Genomic DNA, 21,207 nt, shown 5'->3' with positions numbered 1-21,207 from the left:
CGTCGCGGCAACAACCGAAGTTGTTTATCAGGCCTTCTCGGCCAGACGGGCAGCCTTGGCGGCAGCAGCGGCAGCCAGGTCTTCCTTGATGCGGGCAGCCTTGCCTTCCAGGCCACGCAGGTAGTACAGCTTGCCGGCGCGGACCTTACCACGACGCTTCACTTCGACCGAGTCGATGATGGCGCTGTGGGTCTGGAAAACGCGCTCGACGCCGTAGCCGTGCGAGATCTTGCGCACGGTGAACGAGGAGTTCAGGCCGGCGTTCTTGGTGGCGATGACGACGCCTTCGTAGGCCTGCACGCGCTCGCGGCTGCCTTCCTTCACCTTCACGTTGACGACAACGGTGTCGCCCTGGCTGAACTTCGGCAGTTCACGGGTGATCTGGGCGGATTCGAATTCCGCGACGATGGACTTGTTCAGCTTGCTCATGGGTTACACCGATTCTTGTTCGGGTGGGCGTGTCGTATCGACAACGTGGGCTCATGCAGTCACCGGACTGTGCTGCACGTTTGTTTTGGGTACTGCGCGCGCCAACCGGGGCTGGCGGGAATTGGCCATGATAGCCGATAAAGCCAGCCCTGCGCTAGGGGCTGGCCTTGGGTTTCCGGGCCTGGCGGGCCTGGTCCAGCAGTTTGCGGTCGGCCTTGCCCAGCGCCTGTTCATCCAGCAGGTCCGGGCGTCGCTGGGCAGTCCGGAGCAGCGACTGCTGGCGGCGCCAGGCGGCGATGGCTGCGTGGTTGCCCGAGCGCAGCACCTCCGGCACGTCTCCCAGCGGGTGCTGGGCCGGCTGGCTGTAATGCGGGCAGTCGAGCAGGCCGAGGTCGCCCTCGAAGCTGTCCTGCGCCGCCGACTCCGCATCGTTGAGGGCCCCCTCCTGCAGGCGGGCCACGGCGTCGATGATCACCGCCGCGCCCAGCTCGCCCCCGGACAGCACGTAGTCGCCGAGGGAGATTTCCTCGTCGACATTGGCCTCCAGGAAACGCTCGTCGATGCCCTCGTAGCGGCCACAGAGCAGGACCATGCGCGGCAGCGCCGCCAGCTCCCGCACCTTGGCCTGGGTCAACCGCGCGCCCTGCGGGCTGAGGTAGATCACCCGCGCCGGGGTTGGATCGGCATCGCGGATCGCCTGCAGGCAGGCCTGCAGCGGCTCGATCAGCATCACCATGCCCGGGCCACCGCCGAACGGACGGTCGTCCACCCGGCGATAGTTGCCTTCGGCGTAATCACGGGGGTTCCAGCCATGCAGGCTGAACAGCCCCTTCTCCCGCGCGCGCCCGACCACGCCCAATCCAGCGGACTGGGCGAGGAACTCGGGGAACAGGGTGATGACGTCGAAACGCATGCGTCTGCTCAGAACTCGGGATCCCAGTCGACCACGACCAGATTGGCCTCGAAATCGACCGATTTGACGAAGTCCGGCAGCACGAACGGGATCATCCGCTCGCGGTCACCACGGACCACCACCACATCATTGGCGCCGGTGCTGAACAGGTGCGAGACCTGGCCCAGGGCGACGCCCTCGGTGGTCGTCACGTCCAGGCCTTCCAGGTCCACCCAGTAGTACTCATCGGGCTTCGGTGGCGGCAATGCACTGCGGGCCACGTAGATTTCGGTGCCGCGCATCGCTTCGACCACGTCGCGGTCCTCGACGCCCGGGAAACGGGCGACCAGGTGCTTGCCGCTGTCACGGCCACGCACACCTTCTATCGTGGTTTCCACGCCGGACGGGCTGCGCACGATCCACGGCTGGTAACGGAAAATGGCGGAACGTGGCTCGGTCCAGGACTCGAGCTTGATCTCGCCGCGCACACCAAAAGCGCCGACAACCCTGCCCAGCAGGATGCGGCGCTCGATATCTTTCATCTGCTTCAACCAAGAGGGCCACGCCGAAGCGTGGCCCGTCAGGATCAGGCCGCAGCGGCCTGGGACTTGGTCGCTTCCTTGATCAGGTTGCGGACCTTGTCGGTCGGCTGGGCGCCGTTCTTGACCCAATGGTCAACACGGGCCAGGTCCAGTTCGATGCGCTTCTCGGCGCCCTGGGCGACCGGGTTGTAGAAGCCAACGCGCTCGATGTTGCGGCCGTCGCGCGCGCTGCGCACGTCGGTGACGATGATGTGGTAGAACGGACGCTTCTTGGCGCCGCCGCGGGTCAGTCGGATCTTGACCATGGTGTTTTTCCTATTGCCCAGTCGCCAGGATGGCGAGGTAAGCGGGCGATTATAGCGGCAGACCCCGGCCTAGCCAACCCCATATGACGCCGCGCCCTCACGGTAGCGCCGGGCCATGCCCGGCGGCTTTTGTTCAGCAATGTGATCAACTTCTGACTTACCCCGCCGACGTCCCCATGGCGATAACGTCAACGTGCTCCAGCGACAGGCGCCCGATGCATGTCCAGCACATCTACCTCGTGCCGCTGCAGCAGGTCGTCAAATGCATCGCCGCCAATCCGCTCGACAAGTTGCCGCTCGGATTCGTGGATGGCGATGCACTGCAGCCAATTGATCGCCACGGGCGGAACCTCCAACCCTGGAAAACTTGCGTCATTCCAGAAGAAGGGCAGCACCAGATAGACGTGCGGCATCCGGGTCGATGGGAAGTAGTCCTGCAGGATGTCGGGAATCACGCAGCCCGGCCACACCGCCGCACGATCACGCATGATTGCAAAGGCGGTCGAGGCGACCACGTTGTCCCAGTGCTGCGTGTCATCTTCCGCACACGCGCACAGCTCGACGCGGGTTTCCAGCTCGTGCCCCTCTGAATGACGTAAAGCAAAATCCGATAGTCCGATAGTCCGATGGACGAGATGGACTTCAGCCCTGCTTCCGGCGAGTTGGACGTCGTAAGGATATCGACCGAACGCAGGCGATGATCATCGTGAAAGGTCTGGACCTTGGGCCGCGCCTCACCGCCCATGATCTTGATTGCGTGCATCGCTACCGCGCGATGCTGCTCGGTGACCGTACTCATATCGGATTGGAACCCCGGTGCGTTGTTCGCTGCGGCGGCATCCGCCGGGCATGGCCCGGCGCTACCAGCTGCAACGCTTCAAGGTAGCGTGCGGCCATGCTTGGCGACCGGCAGCCCGCGCGCCTCGTTCAGGAGAGCGGCTGCCAGGCCACCGCCGCCAGCACCGCCCTGCCCTGTTCAGCCAGCGTCTGCGAGCCGGGCAGGACATGTCCGTCGATGGCCTCCAGTGCCCACAGGCCGCTGGCGTTGCAGGCAAAAGCGGCCTTCACACTGCCTAGTTCAGCCAGCGCCAACGGCCGCGTCAACTGCGCATCGGGCCAGTGCCGCTTCAGCAGCGCCTCAGCCGTACCGCGCAGGGCCGGCGCCTGCGGCCAGAGCAGCCGTTCACCATCGTGCACGGCCAGGTTCCAGGTACTGCCTTCACTCACTTCGCCATCGGCGGTCACGAACAGCACGTCGTCGAATCCTTCGGCCATCGCCGCGCGGCGCTCGGCGAACAGGCCGAAGGTGCCCACATGCTTGAGCTGCGGCAGCTCGCGCTGCCAGGTCACGCTGCGCACACGCTTGGAGGCGGTCAGCGTCACCGGCGCTGAAACCGCCACCAGCACGTCCACCGGCACCGCCGCCAGCGGATTGCGGAAATCGAAGCGGCGCGAGTACACCGTCACCCGCAGCGAGGCATCGGCCAGGCCGGCCTGCCGCAGCGCCTGCGCCATCCAGCCCCGCACCTGCGCCGTATCCAGTTTGCTGCCGAACAGTTCGCGCGTGGCCTGCGACAGCCGCGCCAGATGCAGGTCCAAGCCCTGCGCTGCGCTGTCGCGCACTTGCAGCGAAGTGAAGTGGCCGTAGTTCACCAGCGCCGGCAGCAGATCCTCCACCTGCGCCGCCCGGCCGTTGCAGCTCACCATCATGGCAACAGTGCCTGCGCCTGCTCCCACATGCCGCGCAGCACGTCGGCGGCCGGCTGCGCCGGCGCCATCCACGCCGACTGCCCGGCCCAGGCCTGCATCGCCGCCAGGCGGTTTTCCTGCGCGGCCTGCTTGCGCATCGGCGCGGTCAGCCCACGCTGCACCGGGTATGGACGCGGCGCGGGGGCTCCTTCTGCGGCAGCGGCGCGCACATAGGGTGTCGCCAGGCCACGACCCAGGCGACCGCTGAAGGCACGGGTCGGCCAAGTGTCTTCCGGTTCGCTGGCGGCCAGCCCATCAGCCCACGCCGAAGCGATCGCCGCTTCGGGCGTGCGCAGGAAGGCGGTGCCGATCTGCACGGCGCTGGCCCCCAGCGTGAGTGCGGCAGCGATGCCACGGCCGTCGGCGATGCCGCCTGCGGCAATCACCGGAATCTGCAGGTGATCGGCCAGGCGCGGCAGCAGTGCGAACAACCCGACCAACTGGCGCTCGGCCATCGCCGGATCGAACGCGCCACGATGGCCGCCGGCCTCCGCGCCCTGCGCCACCACCGCATCGGCACCGGCGTCCTGTGCCGCGCGCGCTTCGGACAAGGTGGTGGCACAGGCGATCCAGGCGATGCCGGCGTCCTTCAGCTGCTGCACGTGATGCGGCAACAGCACGCCCATGATGGTCGAGGCGACCGCCGGGCGCGCGGCCAGCAGTGCGGCGAACTGTTCTTCGAAGTCGGCGGGCGTGGCGTCGGCGGCACTGGCGGGCACGTCCGGGCCCCACTGCGCGAGGAAGGCGCGGCTGGCGGCTTCGGCGGCAACATCACGGGTCGGTGCGGGATCGGGCACCCACAGGTTCACCTGAGCCGGGCCGGTCGAAGCGGTGCGGAATTCGTCCATCCAGCGACCGATATCGGCCGAAGAGGACAACACCGCGCCCATCGCGCCCATGCTGCCGGCGTTGGCCAGCGCGGCCGACAACGGCACCGGGCAGGCGCCGGCCATCGGTGCCAGCAGGATTGGAACGGAAACGCCAAAGCGCCGGCAGAACGCCTCGGCGCGGGAAGCTACAGCGGAACTCTGCATGACGGCCCATCATTTTGGACAGGCCCTCATGGTGCGCGCAGGACAGGGGAAGAGTCGAGCCTGCTGCCTGACGGCCTGCTGCGGCGACTGTGCGCCGCCGCCCGAGCGTGGGCTCGGGCGCTACATCAGACTGCGACCGGGGCCGTCATCAACGGAACGGCATGCCGCGGCCACCCATGGCGCCCATCATGCCCTTCATGCTGCGCAACATGCCCTTCATGCCGCCGCCGGCCATCTTGCTCATCATCTTTTCCATCTGCATGTACTGCTTCATCAGCTTGTTGACGTCGGCCGGTGTCACGCCCGAGCCCTTGGCAATGCGCGCGCGACGCGAGCCGTTGAGCAGGTTCGGGTTGCGCCGTTCCTTCTTGGTCATCGAGTTGATGATGGCGATCATGCGCGGCACTTCCTTGCCCTGGCTGACCTGCTGCTTCAGATGATCGGGGATGTTGCCCAGGCCCGGCAGCTTGTCCATCAGGCCACCGATGCCACCCATGTTCTGCATCTGCTCCAGCTGGTCGCGCATGTCGTTCAGGTCGAACTTCTTGCCCTTGGCGACCTTCTCGGCCAGCTTGGCCGCCTTGTCCTTGTCGACCTGCTGCTCGACCTGCTCGACCAGCGACAGCACGTCGCCCATGTCGAGGATGCGGCTGGCGATACGGTCGGGATGGAACACGTCCAGGCCTTCCGGCTTCTCGCTAACACCGACGAACTTGATCGGCTTGCCGGTGATGTAGCGCACGCTCAGCGCGGCGCCGCCGCGGGCATCACCGTCAGTCTTGGTCAGCACCACGCCGGTCAGCGGCAGCGCATCGCCGAAGGCCTTGGCGGTGTTGGCCGCGTCCTGGCCGGTCATGGCGTCGACCACGAACAGCGTTTCAGCCGGATTCACCGCCGCGTGCAGGGCCTTGATCTCGGCCATCATCGCTTCGTCGATGGCCAGGCGGCCGGCGGTATCGACCAGCAGCACGTCCACGAACGACTTGCGCGCATCGTCGATGGCCGCGCGCACGATGGCTTCCGGCTTCTGGTCGGCGCTGGACGGGAAGAACAGCACGCCCACCTGCTCGGCCAGGGTCTTGAGCTGCTCGATCGCGGCCGGGCGGTAGACGTCGGCCGACACCACCATCACCTTCTTCTTGCGCTTTTCCTTCAGGTGCTTGGCCAGCTTGCCGACCGTGGTGGTCTTGCCGGCACCCTGCAGGCCTGCCATCAGGATGATGGCCGGAGCGGGAACGTTGAGGTTCAGGTCGCTGGCTTCGGCGCCCATCACGGCGGTCAGCTCGTCGCGCACGACCTTGATCAGGGCCTGGCCCGGGGTCAGCGACTTCAGCACTTCCTGGCCGACTGCGCGTACCTTGATGCGCTCGATCAGCGCCTGCACCACCGGCAGCGCGACGTCGGCTTCGAGCAGTGCGATGCGCACTTCACGGGTCGCCTCGCGGATGTTCTCCTCGGTCAGGCGGCCACGGCCACGCAGGCGCTCGATGGTGCCGGAAAGGCGCTGGGTCAGGGACTCGAACATGCGGCGCAACCTGTCTGAAAGCGGGGGACAATAAGGCAGACAGTATAACGGGTCCGGCCGTCGCCCCGGACTGCGACCACAGGGCCGTCGCCAGCATCACAGGGGTATGCGAAACTGCAACGATGACAATCGTTCTCATCGCCGTCCTGCTCTACCTGGCTGCCAGTGCCCTGCTGGTGCGCGCGCTCGGCCGCGATGAAACCACCGGCTCGCCCACCTGGCTGTGGCCCGCCCTGCCGGCGATGCTGCTGCATGGCGGTTACCACGTGATGGTGGCGATGCGTACCACCGGCGGGCCAGACATGCACTTCTTCGCCGCGCTGTCGCTGGTCGGTCTGGGCATGGCCTGGCTGACCTCGCTGGTCGGCGCGCGCGGGCGGATGTCGGCGCTGGGCGTGGTGGTGTTCCCACTGGCTGCCGTGCTGCTGCTGGCCTACCACGGCTACGGCCACGAGCCGAGCAAGGTGCTGGGCTGGCGCCTGGCCAGCCACGCCTGGCTGGCCCTGCTGGCCTATGCCACGCTGAGCATCGCCGCCCTGCTGGCGATCATGCTGTGGCTGCAGGAGCGCGCGCTGCGCCGCCGCGAGTTCCGGCCATGGCTGCGCGCGCTGCCACCGCTGGCTGACCTGGAGTCGCTGCTGTTCCGGGTGATCACCGTCGGCTTCGCGCTGCTGACCCTGACCCTGGTCACCGGCGTACTGTTCGTCGATGACCTGCTGGCGCAGAAGCTGGTGCACAAGACCGTGCTGAGCGTGCTGTCGTGGATCGTGTTCGGCGTGCTGCTGATCGGCCGCCGCCGCTACGGCTGGCGCGGCATGAAGGCGGTGCACTGGACGCTGGCGGCGATGCTGTTGCTGCTGCTGGCGTTCTTCGGCAGCCAGTTCGTGATCGAGCTGGTGTTCGGGCATACGCGATAGGCCGTGTGCCGACCAACGATCGGCAGCCACCCCGGTACTGCAGGCCACCGGCCGTTCCCACCCACCCCGGTACTGCAGGCCACCGGCCGCCCCCACCCACCCTGGTAGTGCCGGCCGCTGGCCGGCAGCCACGCAATGCGCGGACGCTGCCGCCGGTCAGGGAATCGGCTGCGCCAGGATTTTCCGGACCGAACGACCGCTGTTGGTGAGGATGTCATCAACCTGCCAGCACCCCTGCCCGTGGCGCACCATCGGCAGGCGGGTCAGGTAGTCCTTCTTCCACACCGAATAGCGCATCTCGACCTGGCCGGCGGAGGCCGAAGCCTCCTTCCAGCTGTAGCGCACCGGGGTTTCGATGTCACCGTCCTGCGCATCCAGCCACGGATCCGAATCGATGGTGCAGATGCCCTCTTCGCGCTGCTGGCAGGCGCGCTCTCCACGCAGTGCCTTGCCGAAGGCAGGGCTGACCAGGGCCGAGGGTGGCTCCAGCAGATCACCATCGCCCGTCGTTGCCGCGTAGAAGGCGCGGGCCACCGCCTCTGGTTCCTGGCAGGCGGGTGACGCCTGCACGGCAGGGGCCAGCAGCAGCCCGGCGATCATCAACATCCCTGTCTTTCGCATGTATTTTTCCCTGAGGTAGTGCCGGCCGCTGGCCGGCAATACAGGATCTCCCGGTGCTGCCGGCCAGCGGCCGGCACTACCCGATATCCGGCCTACAACCCGTAACGCTCGATCACGTCCAGATGCGGCTGGCGATCCTGGTCACAGGCTTCAGCCAGGCGCAGCCAGCAATGCGGATGCGGCCACGTCGCGGTGTGCTGCTGCAGGAAGCGGTGCAGTGCCAGCGGTGCGTGGTCCTGCGGCTGGGCCACGGTGAACAGCAGGCCGGGCAACGTACCCTCTTCCACATCGGGGTCGGTGACGGTGTAGTCCGGCCGGCTGTGTGACCACACCTTCCAGCCCTGTGCTTCGGCCGCCTCGACGAAGGCATTCCAGGCCTCTTCGCCCGGGTGCGCGCCATCGATCATCCAGCTGCGGGCGAAGCCGCCGCGCTCCAGCACATGCACCTGCGCATAGGTCGGGATGAAATGCTCGCGTGCTTCCTCCTCCTCTGGTGCCGGATGCACCAGCGCGGCATCGAACACCACCCAGTCGCCCACCTGCTGGGCGCGGTTGGACGGTGCGTTCTCGACGATGCGCGCGGTCACCGGACCGCTGCGACGGGCGTAGTACTCCATCGGCTCGCCGTTTTCTTCGCTGCGGATGATCACCCAGCCCCACGGCTCCTCTACCACGCCGTCCTGGCTGGACAATTCCATGCCAAGCGCCGCCGCCGAGCGGCGCACGGCGTCCCAGTCGCGCGCGGCGCTGGCTGCGCTCATGTGGTCCCAATGCGCGGCATTGGGCTCGTCCAGCAGCTCCACCAGCTGTGCATAACAGGCCTGGGCCTCGCTGAAACGGCCGGTTTCCATGTACATGCGCGCCAGCGTGCCGCGCGCGCCGTGCGAGCCCGGAGACAGCTCCAGAAGCGATCGGGCCGCCTGCTCCAGCGCCGGCCAGTCGGACACGCGGCGTGCACGCTGCACCTCGCACCAGTGCGCGAACACCGGCACGCTGCCGCGATAGAGATCGGCCAGCTGGCGCAGTCCGTCGTCGTCGCCCTGTTCGGCCAGCCAACGCATCAGCGTGTAGGCCGCGGGGCCATCGTGCTGGGTGTGGCCGCGCACGAACCGCCACAGCAGCGACCGCGCCTCGGCCTGCGCGCCGCAGGCATTCAGTGCCGAGGCGGCCATGTCGGCCAGCGCCTCGTCATCGGGCAGCTCGGCATGCGCCTGCAGCAACCACTGCGCTTCGCGCTCGGGATCGCGCGACTGGTTCTGTTCGCCCTGCGCGTCCAGCCATGCCAGCAGCTCGCCCGCCGGCACCGGCAGCGGCGCGACGTCCGGCAATGCCTCGATGCGCGCGGCCAGGCCTGCCACGAGCGCCGCAGCACCCCGATCCTGGCGCAGCTGCGCCAGATGGGTGCGGGCCAGTTCCAGCTGCCGAAGTGCGACCCAGCGCGCGCCACGCTGCAGCGCCAGCTCAAGGCTCAACGCCGCGACTTCGATCAGCAGGCGGTGCGAACCGACCCGTGCGAAGTGCTCGATGATGGTGTTGAAGCGCGTGCCCAGATCCCACGTATTGCGCGCGGCATCACGCTGGCACAGTGCTGCGGCGGTGTTTGCCCACAGCCGCCAGTAGTTCGGGGTCAGCTCGCTCCACGGCACCAGCTGCTGCAGCGCCTCTTCGTCGCGGCCCAGCTGGGCCAGCGCCCAGGCCTTGGACAGGCGACGCGGCACCGTGCAGTTGGCCGGCTCGTACTCTCCGGACGCAGCAACTTCGGCCTCCCGTTTCTCGATCAGCGCCAGTGCCTCATCGGCACGGCCCATGCCCAGCAGGATCTTGATCTGCATCTCCGGGAAGCTGTCGAACACTTCCTTGCCACAGGCTTCCACGGCATCGGCCTGCACCTGCAGGTAATCCAGCGCCGCCTGGCCACGGCCATCATCGAGCAGCGCATCGGCCTTCTCGCAGCTCAGGCACTGGAAACAGGCCCAGCTCGGATCGATGCGGCCAAGGGTTTCGTCGCAGACCTCGATGCGCTCGGGCACCCAGCCCGGGCCGTCGATATTGCCGTAGCAGGCGGCCAGGTCCTGGGTCACGCAGATCGACTGCGGGCATTCCAGGGTGTCCTCGCGGTGCGCGCGCTCGAACAGCGCTACGGCTTCGCCGAGTGCGCTCTCGCCTTCCACGCGGTTGCCGACGCGGTTGCGCAGCGCCCAGTGGCCGACGTAGACGTCGACCCACGGGTTGTCCAGCGCCTTGCCCAGGGCGCGTGCTTCGGGCAGCAGCGCATCGACGCGGTCGATCTGCAGTTCACTGACCTCGTCGGCGAGACGATTCAGCAGGTGCGCGTTCTGCGCCTGGCCGGCCTGGCGCAGGTCACCCTGCAGCTTTTCGACCCAGTTCCAGATGTCCATGGGGGTAATTGCTCCTGTCTAGCGAAGGCTGGATGAGAAGGTGCGGTGCTCAGCGCAGCATCTGCTGCAGGGCGCCGGCGATGTCGGTGAAGGCGCCGTTGAGGTCCGGGCCGGGCGTAGCGTTCGTTCGTGCCAGCGGGCGGCCCTGCGCGGCGACGATGATTTTCAGCGAGCGCAGCAGGCGCGCCGCAGCCTCAGCCTGTGGGTGGCCCTCGTGCTGGGCGCGCAGCAGTGCCTGCACCGCCGGGTTGTCGAGATTGAGATACAGCCGCGACGGTGCGCGCGATTCGATGCGCGCGGTGAACTGGCGCGCCAGGCGCAGCGCGGCCATCGAGACGCGCTTGTCGTTCTCGTCGTCTTCCAGCCGCTGCTTCAGCTCGGCCTCGCGATCGGGCACCACCACCACCGGCAGCGCCTCCGGGCTGAAACGCGCGGGCAGCAGCTGCTCGCCGTCGCCCAGTTGTTCGCGCAGCCACGCCAGCTGCGCCTCGTCGAGGCTGTCATCACTGCGGAACAGTGCGCGGTTGCCCTGCTCGGTGCCGAGCTCGACCAGGCGCAGGCCCTTGGCCTGGGCCCAGCGCCGCAGGAACGGCACCACCGCGTAGCGATGGCCATGCGCGACCGGTACGCCCATCGCGCGGAACAGCATCTCTTCAAAGCCACCGCCGTTGTCGAGGATGACATGCACGGCACCGCGCGCCGGCAGCGCACTGGCCGGCAGGTCGCCCTGCGAAGTCGGCACCCGCACATGCTCCATCAGCAGTTCGAACAGGCGCTCATCGCACAGTGCCGCACCCAGCAGCGCCTCGTTGTGGCGGGTCAGCACGCGCCGCCAGGCTTCCGGTTGCTGCTTCGCAACGTCGGCCAGGCCGTCGATCAGCGCCTCCAGAAGTGCATGCTGCACCGCGCGGTACTGGTCATCGCGCTGCAGGTCTTCGCGGCTGGCGGTGGGCGTCAACCGCGAGGATTCGATCACCCCGCCGATGAAACCGGCCCACGGCGGCAGCAGGTCGCGCGCGTCGTCATCCAGCAGCATCCCACGCACGAACACCGACAGGTTACGGTTGTCGCTGGTGCCATAGGTGGCGCCGTCCTGCACCCACAGCAGGCCAGTGGCATCGCTGTTGCCATCGGCACGCAACGGCACGGTGACGATCGGCTCGAAATCATGCTCGAACCGCGCGGCGAACTGCAGCGCCTGGCGGCGGGCCTGCACCGGATGCACGGCAACATCCCCCTGACCGCGCCACGGTGGCGGCTCGGGATTGATCGCCTCGGTCGCAGCGCCAATGAAGATCGGCTCGGACAGCAGCGCGCAGTAGCGGCCCAGCACCTCGTGCAGGCGCGCCTCGTTGGCCAGCGGCAGGAAATCCGGATGCAGCTCCAGTTCCACCTCGGTGCCGACCGCACGTGCCGGCACTTCGCTTACCGTGTACTGCTCGGCATTGCTGGACACGTATAGATGGCCCAGGTCCGGGGTCTGGTACGAGGTGGTGCGCACGCTGACCCGGCGCGCCAGCACGAAGGCCGACAGGAACCCGAGGCCGAACATGCCGATCAGGCCCTCATCGTCCTCGCCGCCCTGGCGCAGGCCACGGGTATAGCCGACGCCGACGGTGGCCAGGTAATCGTGGATCTCCTGGCGGGTCAGGCCGGCACCGGTATCGGAGATGCGCAGCACGCCGGCACCGGCATCGACCTGCACCGAGATGCGCGACGGCACTGCGACGCCGGGCTGCTCGATGCGGCGGCGGATGATCGAGTCGTGCGCGTTCTGCACCAGTTCGCGCAGCGCCACCACCGGGGTGGAATACAGGTGCTTGCCCAGCACCGTCATCAGTCCATTGAGATCGACCCCGGCGCGACGGATCTCGGCGTTGGGGGCGGTGAGCGCGGTGTCCTGCATGTAATCGTTTACTCCTGGGCACGGAAAGACGCCAGAGGGCGTCTTCGTCGAGCGGGAAAAACTAGCACAGTGAAGCTGACCGTTACTGCATTGGACACTTGTAGAGCCGAGCCCATGCTCGGCTGCTGTTCGACCACCAGTCGAGCATGGCTCGACTCCACAGAAAGCAGCCGAGCGTGGGCTCGGCTCTACAGGGCCGGCCTCACGCCGCGTCGATGGCCTCGGACAGGCGTTCCACCGCGATCACCTCCATGCCTTTCACCGAACCGCCCTTGGGCGCATTGGCCTTGGGCACGATGGCGCGCTTGAAGCCATGGGTGGCGGCCTCGCGCAGGCGGTCCTCGCCATTGGGCACCGGGCGGATCTCGCCGGACAGGCCAACCTCGCCAAAGGCAATCGTCTTTTCCGCCAGCGGCCGATCCTGCAGCGACGACAGCACCGCCAGCAGCACCGGCAGGTCGGCGGCGGTCTCCTGCACGCGGATGCCGCCGACCACGTTGACGAACACGTCCTGGTCGCCGACCAGCACGCCGCCGTGCCGATGCAGCACCGCCAGCAGCATCGCCAGGCGGTTCTGCTCCAGGCCGACCGCGACACGGCGCGGGTTCGACAGCGGCGATGCATCGACCAGCGCCTGCACCTCCACCAGCAGGGGCCTCGTGCCCTCGCGGGTGACCATCACGCAGCTGCCCGGCTGATGGGTGCTGCCGCCGGACAGGAAGATGGCCGATGGATTGGAGACTTCCTTCAGGCCCTTGTCCCCCATCGCGAACACGCCCAGTTCGTTCACCGCACCAAACCGGTTCTTGAAGGCGCGCAACAGGCGGAAGCGGCTGCCGCTCTCGCCTTCGAAGTACAGCACCGCATCAACCATGTGCTCCAGCACGCGCGGGCCGGCGATGCCGCCCTCCTTGGTGACGTGGCCGACCAGGAACACCGCAGTGCCGGTTTCCTTGGCAAAGCGCACCAGCCGTGCCGCGCTCTCGCGCACCTGGCTTACGGAGCCGGGCGCCGCGGTCAGCGTTTCGGTCCACAGGGTCTGCACCGAGTCGGCCACGATCAGCCGCGGGCCGGCCTTGGCCGCGTGCTGCAGGATCGACTCGACGCCGGTCTCGGCCAGCGCATTGACGCCGTCCAGCGGCAGCTCCAGGCGATGCGCACGGCCAGCCACCTGGGCCAGCGACTCCTCGCCGGTGACGTACAGCACTGGCAGTTCAGCGGCCATCTTCGCCACCGCCTGCAGCAGTAGCGTCGACTTGCCGATGCCCGGGTCGCCGCCCACCAGCACCACCGCGCCTTCGACCAGGCCGCCGCCCAGCACGCGGTCGAACTCGCCGATGCCGGTGGAGACCCGGCGATGCTCGGTCTGCTCCACGTCTTTCAGCGCGGTGATCTTCGGCGGGTCGATCTTCCCGGCCCAGCCGGCCCGCCGCGAGGCCGGCGCCTTGGCCGCCGCCGCGCTCTCCAGCACGATCTCCGACAACGAGTTCCAGGCGTTGCACTCGGTGCACTGCCCCTGCCACTTGCTGAATTCGGCGCCGCATTCATTGCAGACGTAGGCGGTGCGGGCTTTTGCCATCGGATGATTTCCAGCAATGGGAACAGGCGTGGCAGGATAGCCGAGCCGGGTCGCAGGTGCTGCGACCGCTCAAGTCCCGTCCACCCGCGCCGATAGCTGTCGCGGGCGTGCGCCTTGCGGGCGCCCCTCCCTCTCCCTCTGGATTCAACATGACTGGCAGTTACAGTCAGAGCCTGGTCGCCATCTCGCTGCTGGTGGCCATTCTTGCTTCGTACACGGCGCTGGACATGGCCGGCCGCCTGGCCACGGCCGAGGGGCGCGTGGCACGCTGGTGGCTGGCGGGTGGCGCGGCGGCCATGGGCCTGGGGATCTGGTCGATGCATTTCATCGGCATGCTTGCCTTCGACCTGCCGATTCCGGTCGGCTACGACCTGGGCATCACTCTGTACTCGCTGGCCGTCTCGATCGGCGCTTCGGCCTATGCGCTGTGGCTGGTGTCGCGCCCCAGCCTGCCGTGGCGGCAGCTGCTGGCCGGTGCGGTACTGATGGGCCTGGGCATTGCCACCATGCACTACCTGGGCATGGCCGCGATGCGCATGCAGCCGGGCATCGACTATCACCCCGGCTGGTTCGCCGCCTCCATTGCGGTGGCCATCGGTGCCGCAGGTGCGGCGTTGTGGATCGCCTTCCGGCTGCGCGCCGAGCAGCGCAACACCCTGCTGCTGCGCGCGCTCGCATCGCTGGTGATGGGCCTGGCCATCGTCGGCATGCATTACACCGGCATGGCGGCGGCGCGCTTCCCCGAAGGCAGCATCTGTGGCGCCGTCGGCAGCGGCGGCATCGACACGCGCTGGCTGGCGGTGCTGGTGATCGTCACCACCGTGGCCACGCTGGGCATCGCCCTGGTGGCCTCGCTGTTCGACCGGCAGATGCGCGTGCGCACCGGGCTGCTGGCCGATTCGCTGGCGCACGCCAACGACAAGCTGATCCAGGCGGCACTGCACGACCCGTTGACCCAGCTGCCCAACCGCATGCTGCTGCAGGACCGCATCGAGCAGGCCATCGAGAAGGCGCGGCGACGCAATCATGCGGTGGCGGTGATGTTCTGCGACCTGGACGGCTTCAAGGCGGTCAATGATGCCTTTGGCCACCAGCTTGGCGACCGCCTGCTGGTGGCGGTGGCGCAGCGCATCGGCGGCCTGCTGCGCCCGCAGGACACGTTCGCCCGCCTCGGCGGCGACGAGTTCGTGATCGTGCTGGCCATCGATATTCCCGACGATGCGGTGGTGGTGGCCGAGCGCATCATTGCCGCCGCCGGTGAGCCGTTCACGCTGGATGCGGCCGAACTGCAGGTCAGCGCCAGCCTGGGCATCGCCCTGTACCCGGACGACGCCAGCAATGAGCGCGAACTGATGGCGCACGCCGATGCGGCGATGTACCACACCAAGGAAACCGGGCGGAACGGCTATACCTTCTTCACTCCCTCGATGCAGCTCAGTGCCAATCGCCAGCTGCGCCTGCTGCAGGACCTGCGCAAGGCCATCGCCCGCAACGAACTGATCCTGCATTACCAGCCCAAATTCCCGGCCGCGGGCGCACCGGCCACCGGCGCCGAAGCGCTGCTGCGCTGGCAGCACCCGGAGCTGGGGCTGCTGGCGCCGGATGTGTTCATTCCGATCGCCGAACGCAGCGGCCTGATCCTGCCGATCGGTGACTGGGTACTGGACCAGGCCTGCGCGCAGCTGCGGGCATGGCACGATGCCGGGCATGCGGAATGGACAATGGCGGTGAACCTGTCGCCGCTGCAGTTCGCCTCGCCGGCGCTTCTGGACAGCGTGCGCGAAGTACTGCAGCGGCATCGGATCGAACCGGCCCGGCTGACCCTGGAGATCACCGAGACCACCGCGATGAAGGACGTCGATGCCAGCCTGGCCATCCTCAACGACCTGACCACGATGGGCGTGCACATCGCCATCGACGACTTCGGCACCGGCTATTCCAGCCTGCTGTACCTCAAGCGCATGCCGGCCACCGAACTGAAGATCGACCGCGCGTTCGTTCGTGATCTGGAATGCAACGACGAAGATGCCGCCATCGTGTCGTCGATCATTGCGCTGGGCCGCACCCTGCAGTTGCAGGTGGTGGCCGAAGGCGTGGAAACGCAGGCGCAGCGCGAGTACCTGAGCGAGCTGGGCTGCGACCAGCTGCAGGGCTACCACCTGGGCCGGCCGATGGAGGCAGAGGAGTTCCTGCGCCGGGTGGCGGGGTAAAGCCGGCCGCTGGCCGGCTTCCCGCGATTGCCGGCCAGCGGCCGGCACTACCGGACAACGGAAAACCAGAAAGGCCGCCCGAGGGCGGCCTTTCTGCGTGGCAACGTCGCGAGGACGTCAGTGCATCATGTGCACGTTCATGTTGTGCATGACCCACAGGGTGCCGATCACGATGATGCCGATCACCACGACGGTGAAGGCCGCCGCGTTGACGTTCCAGCGGCTTTCCGAAGAGCGGTCCAGGTGCAGGAAGAACACCAGGTGGACCAGCATCTGCAGCACCGCGGTGACCGCGATCACCACACCGTTGACGGTGCGCGAGAAATCGCCCGACATCACCATCCAGAACGGGATGACGGTCAGCACCACCGCCAGCACGAAGCCGATCAGGTACGACTTCACGCTGCCGTGGCTTTCGCCGCCGGTGCCGTGGTCGTGTGCATGGTTGTCATGTGCCATTACAGCGCTCCATTGAGGTAGACGACGGAGAACACGCCGATCCAGATCAGGTCCAGGAAGTGCCAGAACAGGCTCAGGCACGCCATGCGGGTCTTGTTGGTCGCGGTCAGGCCGTACTTTTTCAGCTGCACGAACATCACCAGCAGCCACAGCAGGCCCGCGCTGACGTGCAGGCCGTGGGTACCGACCAGGGCGAAGAACGCCGACAGGAAGGCACTGCGGTCCGGACCGTAGCCCTGATGGATCAGATGCTGGAACTCCCACACTTCCATGCACATGAAGCCGAAGCCCAGCAGCCAGGTGATGCCCAGCCACAGGTACATCTGGCCCATCTGCTTGCGGTGCATGGCAATCATGCCCAGGCCGAAGGTCAGCGACGAGGTCAGCAGCAGCGCGGTTTCCCACGCCACGAACGGCAGCTCGAACAGGTCCTTCGCGGTGGGGCCACCATCGGTACCGCCTGCCAGCACCACGTAGGTGGCGAACAGCGAGGCGAAGATGAGGCAGTCGCTCATCAGGTACACCCAGAAACCGAAGACGGTGTTGCCGCCGGTGTCGTGGTGCTCGTGGTCGTCATGGCCATGGGCCGCCGCGTGTGCGGCGTGCCCGTGGCTCAGGGTCGAGGTATTGGTGCTCATGCCTTCAGCTCCGACTTCACCAGGCCCTGGGCTTCCAGGTGCTTGCGGTGTGCGTTCTCGATGCGTTCCACCTCGGCGGCCGGGACCCAGTAGTCCACGTCCTGGTCAAAGGTGCGGTAGATGAACGTGGCGATCATGCCGACGAAGCCGACGATGGCCAGCCACCAGATGTGCCAGATCATCGCGAAGCCGAACACCAGGCTGAAGGCACCGATGACAACGCCCGTGCCGGTGTTGCGCGGCATGTGGATGTCGGTGTACTTGGCCGGCTTCGGCCAGGCTTCACCACGCTGCTTGCGTTCCCAGAAATCGTCCAGCTCGGTGACGTCCGGCAGGGTCGCGAAGTTGTAGAAGGCCGGCGGCGAGGAGGTTTCCCACTCCAGCGTACGGGCATCCCACGGGTCACCGGTCAGGTCCACGGTCTTCTTGCGGTCGCGGATCGACACGGCCACCTGGATGATCTGGCACAGGATGCCGGCGCCGACGATGAACGCACCGCAGGCAGCAACCAGCAGCAGCGGCTCGTAGGCCGGGTTGACGGTGCTCTGCAGGCGACGGGTCATGCCCATGAAGCCCAGCACGTACATCGGCATGAAGGTCACGTAGAAGCCGATGAACCAGCACCAGAACGCGCACTTGCCCCAGAACTCATTGAGGCGGAAGCCGAACATCTTCGGCCACCAGTAAGTGATGCCGGCGAACATGCCGAACACCACGCCGCCGATGATGACGTTGTGGAAGTGGGCGATCAGGAACAGGCTGTTGTGCAGCACGAAGTCGATGGCCGGGATCGCCAGCATCACGCCGGTCATGCCGCCGATGACGAAGGTGACCATGAAGCCGATGGTCCACAGCACCGGGGTGGTGAAGTGCACGCGACCGCGGAACATGGTGAACAGCCAGTTGAAGATCTTCACGCCGGTCGGGATCGAGATGATCATCGTCGTGATGCCGAAGAAGGCATTGACGTTGGCACCCGAGCCCATGGTGAAGAAGTGGTGCAGCCACACGATGAACGACAGCACGCCGATGCAGGCGGTGGCGTAGACCATGCCCTTGTAGCCGAACAGCGCCTTGCGCGAGAACGTGGCGATGACTTCGGAGAACACACCGAACGCCGGCAGGACCAGGATGTACACCTCCGGGTGACCCCAGATCCAGATCAGGTTGATGTACAGCATGGCGTTGCCGCCACCATCATTGGTGAAGAAGTGCGTACCCAGGTAACGATCCAGGGTCAGCAGCACCAGGGTGATGGTCAGCACCGGGAAGGCAGCGACGATCAGCACGTTGGTCACCAGGGCAGTCCAGGTGAACACCGGCATCTGCATCAGCTTCATGCTGGGGGTACGCATCTTCAGGATGGTGATGAAGAAGTTGATACCACTCAGCGTGGTACCCAAACCCGCCACCTGCAGGCCCCAGATGTAGTAGTCCATGCCGACGCTTGGACTGTATTCGATACCCGACAACGGCGGGAACGCCAGCCAGCCGGTGGCGGCGAACTCACCGATCCACAGCGACAGCATGATCAGCACCGCGCCCGCCACGAACAGCCAGAAGCTGAGCGAGTTGACGAACGGGAACGCAACGTCACGCGCACCGATCTGCAGCGGCACGGCCAGGTTCATCAGGCCGGTGATCAGCGGCATCGCCACGAAGAAGATCATGATCACGCCGTGGGCGGTGAAGATCTGGTCGTAGTGGTGCGGCGGCAGGTAGCCCTCGGACCCGCCGACGGCGAGCGCCTGCTGGGTGCGCATCATGATGGCGTCGGAGAAGCCGCGCAGCAGCATGACGAAGGCGACGATGAGGTACATCACGCCGATCTTCTTGTGGTCCACCGAGGTGAACCACTCCTTCCACAGATAGCCCCACAGCTTGAACTTGGTGATCAGGGCGACGACGCCCAGGCCACCCAGCACCGCGCCGACCAGGGTGGTCAGCACGATCGGATCGTGGGGGATCGACTCAAGAGAGAGTTTTCCCAACATGTTCATTCTCCCGAACCCGCGTGGCCGGCATGGCCTGCGTGTTCGTGTTCGTTGGCATCCAGGTTTTCACCCGATTCCTTGGAATCATGCGCATCACTGGGGGCGTGGCCCTCGTGCGCTTCATGGGTGGCGGCGTCGGCAGCGGCGGCACCGGCATGCGAGTGCTTCATGCCGTAATGCTTGTTGTCGCCCATGTGCTTGGCGATGACCCAGTCGAACAGGCCTTCTTCGGTCTTGCCGAAGTAGGTGACCGGATACCACTCGGCGTTGCGTGCTTCGCCCAGGGCCTTGAACGAGGCCTTGTCCAGGGTCTGCTCGCCGGCGCGGACCTGGTCCAGCCACTGGCGGTATTCGGCATCGGTGACCGAGTAGGCGGTGAAGTGCATCTTGGCGAAGCCCGCGCCGCTGTAGTGCGAAGACATGCCCGGGAATTCACCGGTCTCGTTGGCGATCAGGTGGAGCTTGGTCTCCATCGCAGCCATCGAGTAGATCATGCTGCCCAGGTGCGGGATGAAGAACGCATTCATCACCGAATCGGACGTGATCTTGAAGTTCAGCGGCGTGTTGACCGGGAACTTGATTTCGTTGACGACCGCCACCTTCTCTTCCGGATAGATGAACAGCCACTTCCAGTCCAGCGAGATCGCCTCGATGGTGACCGGCTTGACGTCCGAATCCAGCGGACGGTACGGATCCAGTGCGTGCGACGAGCGCCAGGTCAGGACCGCCAGGACCAGCACGATCATGCACGGGATCGACCACACCACCACCTCGATCGCCGTCGAGTGGGACCACTTCGGCTCGTAGCGGGCCTTGGTGTTGGAGGCGCGATACTTCCACGCGAACGTCAGGGTCATGATGATGACCGGGATGACGACCAGCAGCATGAGCACGGTGGCCGTGATCAGCAGGGTCTTCTCATCCTGGCCGATCTGGCCCTTCGGACTGAGGATGGCCACGGCATCGCAGCCGGTGAGCATCACCAGCAACGACAGCAGCAGGCCCGGGCGCAACCAGCGCCCAAGGGTTTTCAACGGAATCATCGGTCGATCCAATTGCGAGGGAATGCCGTTCCCCGTCCCTGCCTGTTCCGGCCAAAGCCGGTCCCACCGGTCCGGAAGACAGGCAGGCAGGTGGGGTCGAGTCAGCCTTTCAATTTTAGGCCGTCACCCATCATTTAAGAAAGGCATTGACATTGATCGAGCGCAGGAAAGGCCCGATTCTGGCTGCGACACGTTGTCGCACCGCGCACGCACGATGGCATCGGCCGGTGATCCGCCGCGCTCGGCAAAGTCGCCTGAACAGATTCAGGTGCGCGGACAGACAGGAACATGGGATGCTCCAGGCAGGAGGGACGCCATGGACAATATCGACTTCAAGAAGCGCGACCGGGCGCTGTACCAGCCCCCGGCAGGCCGGTTCGTCCAAGTGGAGGTGCCACCGTTGCCCTACCTGATGATCGACGGCCGCGGCGACCCGAATACCGCCCCGGCTTACCTGCAGTCGGTGCAGTGGCTGTATGCAGTGAGCTATGCACTGAAGTTCGCGCTGAAGGCCGAGGGCCGTGACTACGTAGTGCCGCCGCTGGAAGCGCTTTGGACCGCCGACGACCCGGCGAGCTTTGTGGCACGCCGCAAGGACGAGTGGTCGTGGACGGTGATGATCCGTACGCCGGATGGGATCAGCCCAGGGCAACTGGAGACCGCCATCGCCAAGGCGACGAAGAAGCTGGGCGAGACACCGGCTGGCCTTCGTCATAGGCTGCTTGAGGAAGGCCTCTGCCTGCAGACCCTGCATGTGGGCGCCTACGATGACGAAGGCCCGATCCTGGCTCATCTGCACGACGAACTGATGCCTTCGCTGGGCTACACCTTTGCCGGCCCCCACCATGAGATCTACCTGAGTGATCCGCGAAAGACCGACGCGGCGAGATTGAAGACCGTGCTGCGGCAACCGGTGCGGGCGGTTGGGCCTGACGAGGGTTCTCGCGCATGACCCGAGGAACGTC

The 21,207-nt window shown here is 66.5% G+C and carries 19 protein-coding genes; 3 read left to right on the top strand and 16 right to left on the bottom strand.

Annotation, left to right across the window (positions count from 1 at the left end; genetic code table 11):
* Nucleotides 1-27: 27 nt before the first annotated feature.
* The 8 genes from rplS to ffh form a co-directional block, all read right to left on the bottom strand.
* Nucleotides 28-429 (bottom strand): 50S ribosomal protein L19, encoded by a 402-nt coding sequence (rplS, locus tag ACTXG9_RS18040; protein ID WP_005408597.1) that lies wholly within the window; start codon nt 427-429, stop codon nt 28-30.
* 154 nt (nt 430-583) lie between these two features.
* Nucleotides 584-1,342, bottom strand: a complete 759-nt coding sequence (gene trmD, locus ACTXG9_RS18035) for a tRNA (guanosine(37)-N1)-methyltransferase TrmD (RefSeq protein WP_021202471.1) — start codon at nt 1,340-1,342, stop codon at nt 584-586.
* Nucleotides 1,343-1,350: 8 nt separating this feature from the next.
* Entirely contained in the window at nt 1,351-1,863 is a 513-nt protein-coding gene (rimM, locus tag ACTXG9_RS18030; protein ID WP_019659264.1) for a ribosome maturation factor RimM, read from the bottom strand.
* Between the two features lie 44 nt (nt 1,864-1,907).
* Nucleotides 1,908-2,168, bottom strand: coding sequence for a 30S ribosomal protein S16 (gene rpsP, locus ACTXG9_RS18025; RefSeq protein ID WP_005415733.1), 261 nt, complete (start codon nt 2,166-2,168; stop codon nt 1,908-1,910).
* Nucleotides 2,169-2,356: 188 nt separating this feature from the next.
* Nucleotides 2,357-2,788 (bottom strand): suppressor of fused domain protein, encoded by a 432-nt coding sequence (locus ACTXG9_RS18020; RefSeq protein WP_258391450.1) that lies wholly within the window; start codon nt 2,786-2,788, stop codon nt 2,357-2,359.
* 307 nt (nt 2,789-3,095) lie between these two features.
* Entirely contained in the window at nt 3,096-3,878 is a 783-nt protein-coding gene (locus ACTXG9_RS18015) for an aminotransferase class IV family protein (RefSeq protein WP_111099004.1), read from the bottom strand.
* Nucleotides 3,875-4,951: an NAD(P)H-dependent flavin oxidoreductase gene (locus ACTXG9_RS18010; RefSeq protein WP_206621924.1), complete on the bottom strand. Its 1,077-nt coding sequence runs from the start codon at nt 4,949-4,951 to the stop codon at nt 3,875-3,877. Before ACTXG9_RS18010 ends, ACTXG9_RS18015 begins: the two co-directional genes overlap by 4 nt.
* Nucleotides 4,952-5,099: 148 nt before the next feature.
* On the bottom strand, nt 5,100-6,476 hold the full coding sequence (ffh, locus tag ACTXG9_RS18005; RefSeq protein ID WP_010483267.1) for a signal recognition particle protein: 1,377 nt from the start codon (nt 6,474-6,476) through the stop codon (nt 5,100-5,102).
* 122 nt (nt 6,477-6,598) lie between these two features.
* Here ffh and ACTXG9_RS18000 point away from each other — a divergent pair, with 122 nt between their 5' ends.
* On the top strand, nt 6,599-7,393 hold the full coding sequence (locus ACTXG9_RS18000) for a cytochrome C assembly family protein (protein ID WP_019659268.1): 795 nt from the start codon (nt 6,599-6,601) through the stop codon (nt 7,391-7,393).
* Nucleotides 7,394-7,549: 156 nt separating this feature from the next.
* On the opposite strand, the gene ACTXG9_RS17995 is transcribed toward ACTXG9_RS18000, so the two are convergent.
* The 4 genes from ACTXG9_RS17995 to radA form a co-directional block, all read right to left on the bottom strand.
* Nucleotides 7,550-8,014, bottom strand: a complete 465-nt coding sequence (locus ACTXG9_RS17995; RefSeq protein WP_456115401.1) for a hypothetical protein — start codon at nt 8,012-8,014, stop codon at nt 7,550-7,552.
* A gap of 92 nt (nt 8,015-8,106) precedes the next feature.
* The gene (locus ACTXG9_RS17990) at nt 8,107-10,413 is read right to left on the bottom strand and encodes a hypothetical protein (RefSeq protein ID WP_456115400.1); all 2,307 of its coding nucleotides are present in this window, start codon (nt 10,411-10,413) and stop codon (nt 8,107-8,109) included.
* Nucleotides 10,414-10,462: 49 nt separating this feature from the next.
* Complete coding sequence (locus ACTXG9_RS17985; protein WP_456115399.1) at nt 10,463-12,319, bottom strand: ATP-binding protein; 1,857 nt, start codon at nt 12,317-12,319, stop codon at nt 10,463-10,465.
* Between the two features lie 202 nt (nt 12,320-12,521).
* Complete coding sequence (gene radA, locus ACTXG9_RS17980; RefSeq protein WP_019659272.1) at nt 12,522-13,898, bottom strand: DNA repair protein RadA; 1,377 nt, start codon at nt 13,896-13,898, stop codon at nt 12,522-12,524.
* Nucleotides 13,899-14,047: 149 nt separating this feature from the next.
* Here radA and ACTXG9_RS17975 point away from each other — a divergent pair, with 149 nt between their 5' ends.
* The gene (locus ACTXG9_RS17975) at nt 14,048-16,108 is read left to right on the top strand and encodes a putative bifunctional diguanylate cyclase/phosphodiesterase (RefSeq protein ID WP_111099008.1); all 2,061 of its coding nucleotides are present in this window, start codon (nt 14,048-14,050) and stop codon (nt 16,106-16,108) included.
* Between the two features lie 117 nt (nt 16,109-16,225).
* On the opposite strand, the gene cyoD is transcribed toward ACTXG9_RS17975, so the two are convergent.
* Genes cyoD through cyoA form a run of 4 tightly spaced genes read right to left on the bottom strand, consistent with a single transcriptional unit; the run spans nt 16,226 to nt 20,242 of the window.
* On the bottom strand, nt 16,226-16,567 hold the full coding sequence (gene cyoD, locus ACTXG9_RS17970; protein WP_005415725.1) for a cytochrome o ubiquinol oxidase subunit IV: 342 nt from the start codon (nt 16,565-16,567) through the stop codon (nt 16,226-16,228).
* Entirely contained in the window at nt 16,567-17,205 is a 639-nt protein-coding gene (cyoC, locus tag ACTXG9_RS17965) for a cytochrome o ubiquinol oxidase subunit III (RefSeq protein WP_019659274.1), read from the bottom strand. The genes cyoD and cyoC overlap by 1 nt, the downstream gene beginning before the upstream one ends.
* The gene (gene cyoB, locus ACTXG9_RS17960) at nt 17,202-19,199 is read right to left on the bottom strand and encodes a cytochrome o ubiquinol oxidase subunit I (protein WP_019659275.1); all 1,998 of its coding nucleotides are present in this window, start codon (nt 19,197-19,199) and stop codon (nt 17,202-17,204) included. Before cyoB ends, cyoC begins: the two co-directional genes overlap by 4 nt.
* A gap of 2 nt (nt 19,200-19,201) precedes the next feature.
* The gene (gene cyoA / locus ACTXG9_RS17955) at nt 19,202-20,242 is read right to left on the bottom strand and encodes a ubiquinol oxidase subunit II (RefSeq protein ID WP_014646391.1); all 1,041 of its coding nucleotides are present in this window, start codon (nt 20,240-20,242) and stop codon (nt 19,202-19,204) included.
* A 316-nt stretch (nt 20,243-20,558) separates the two neighbouring features.
* Between cyoA and ACTXG9_RS17950 the strand changes: the two genes are divergently transcribed.
* Entirely contained in the window at nt 20,559-21,194 is a 636-nt protein-coding gene (locus tag ACTXG9_RS17950) for a GyrI-like domain-containing protein (protein WP_456115398.1), read from the top strand.
* Nucleotides 21,195-21,207 lie beyond the last annotated feature (13 nt).

The organism is Stenotrophomonas maltophilia group sp. LNF247 (assembly GCF_054083135.1).
The sequence above is the reverse complement of the archived record's forward strand: the minus strand, read 5'-3'. Positions and strand labels throughout refer to the sequence as shown.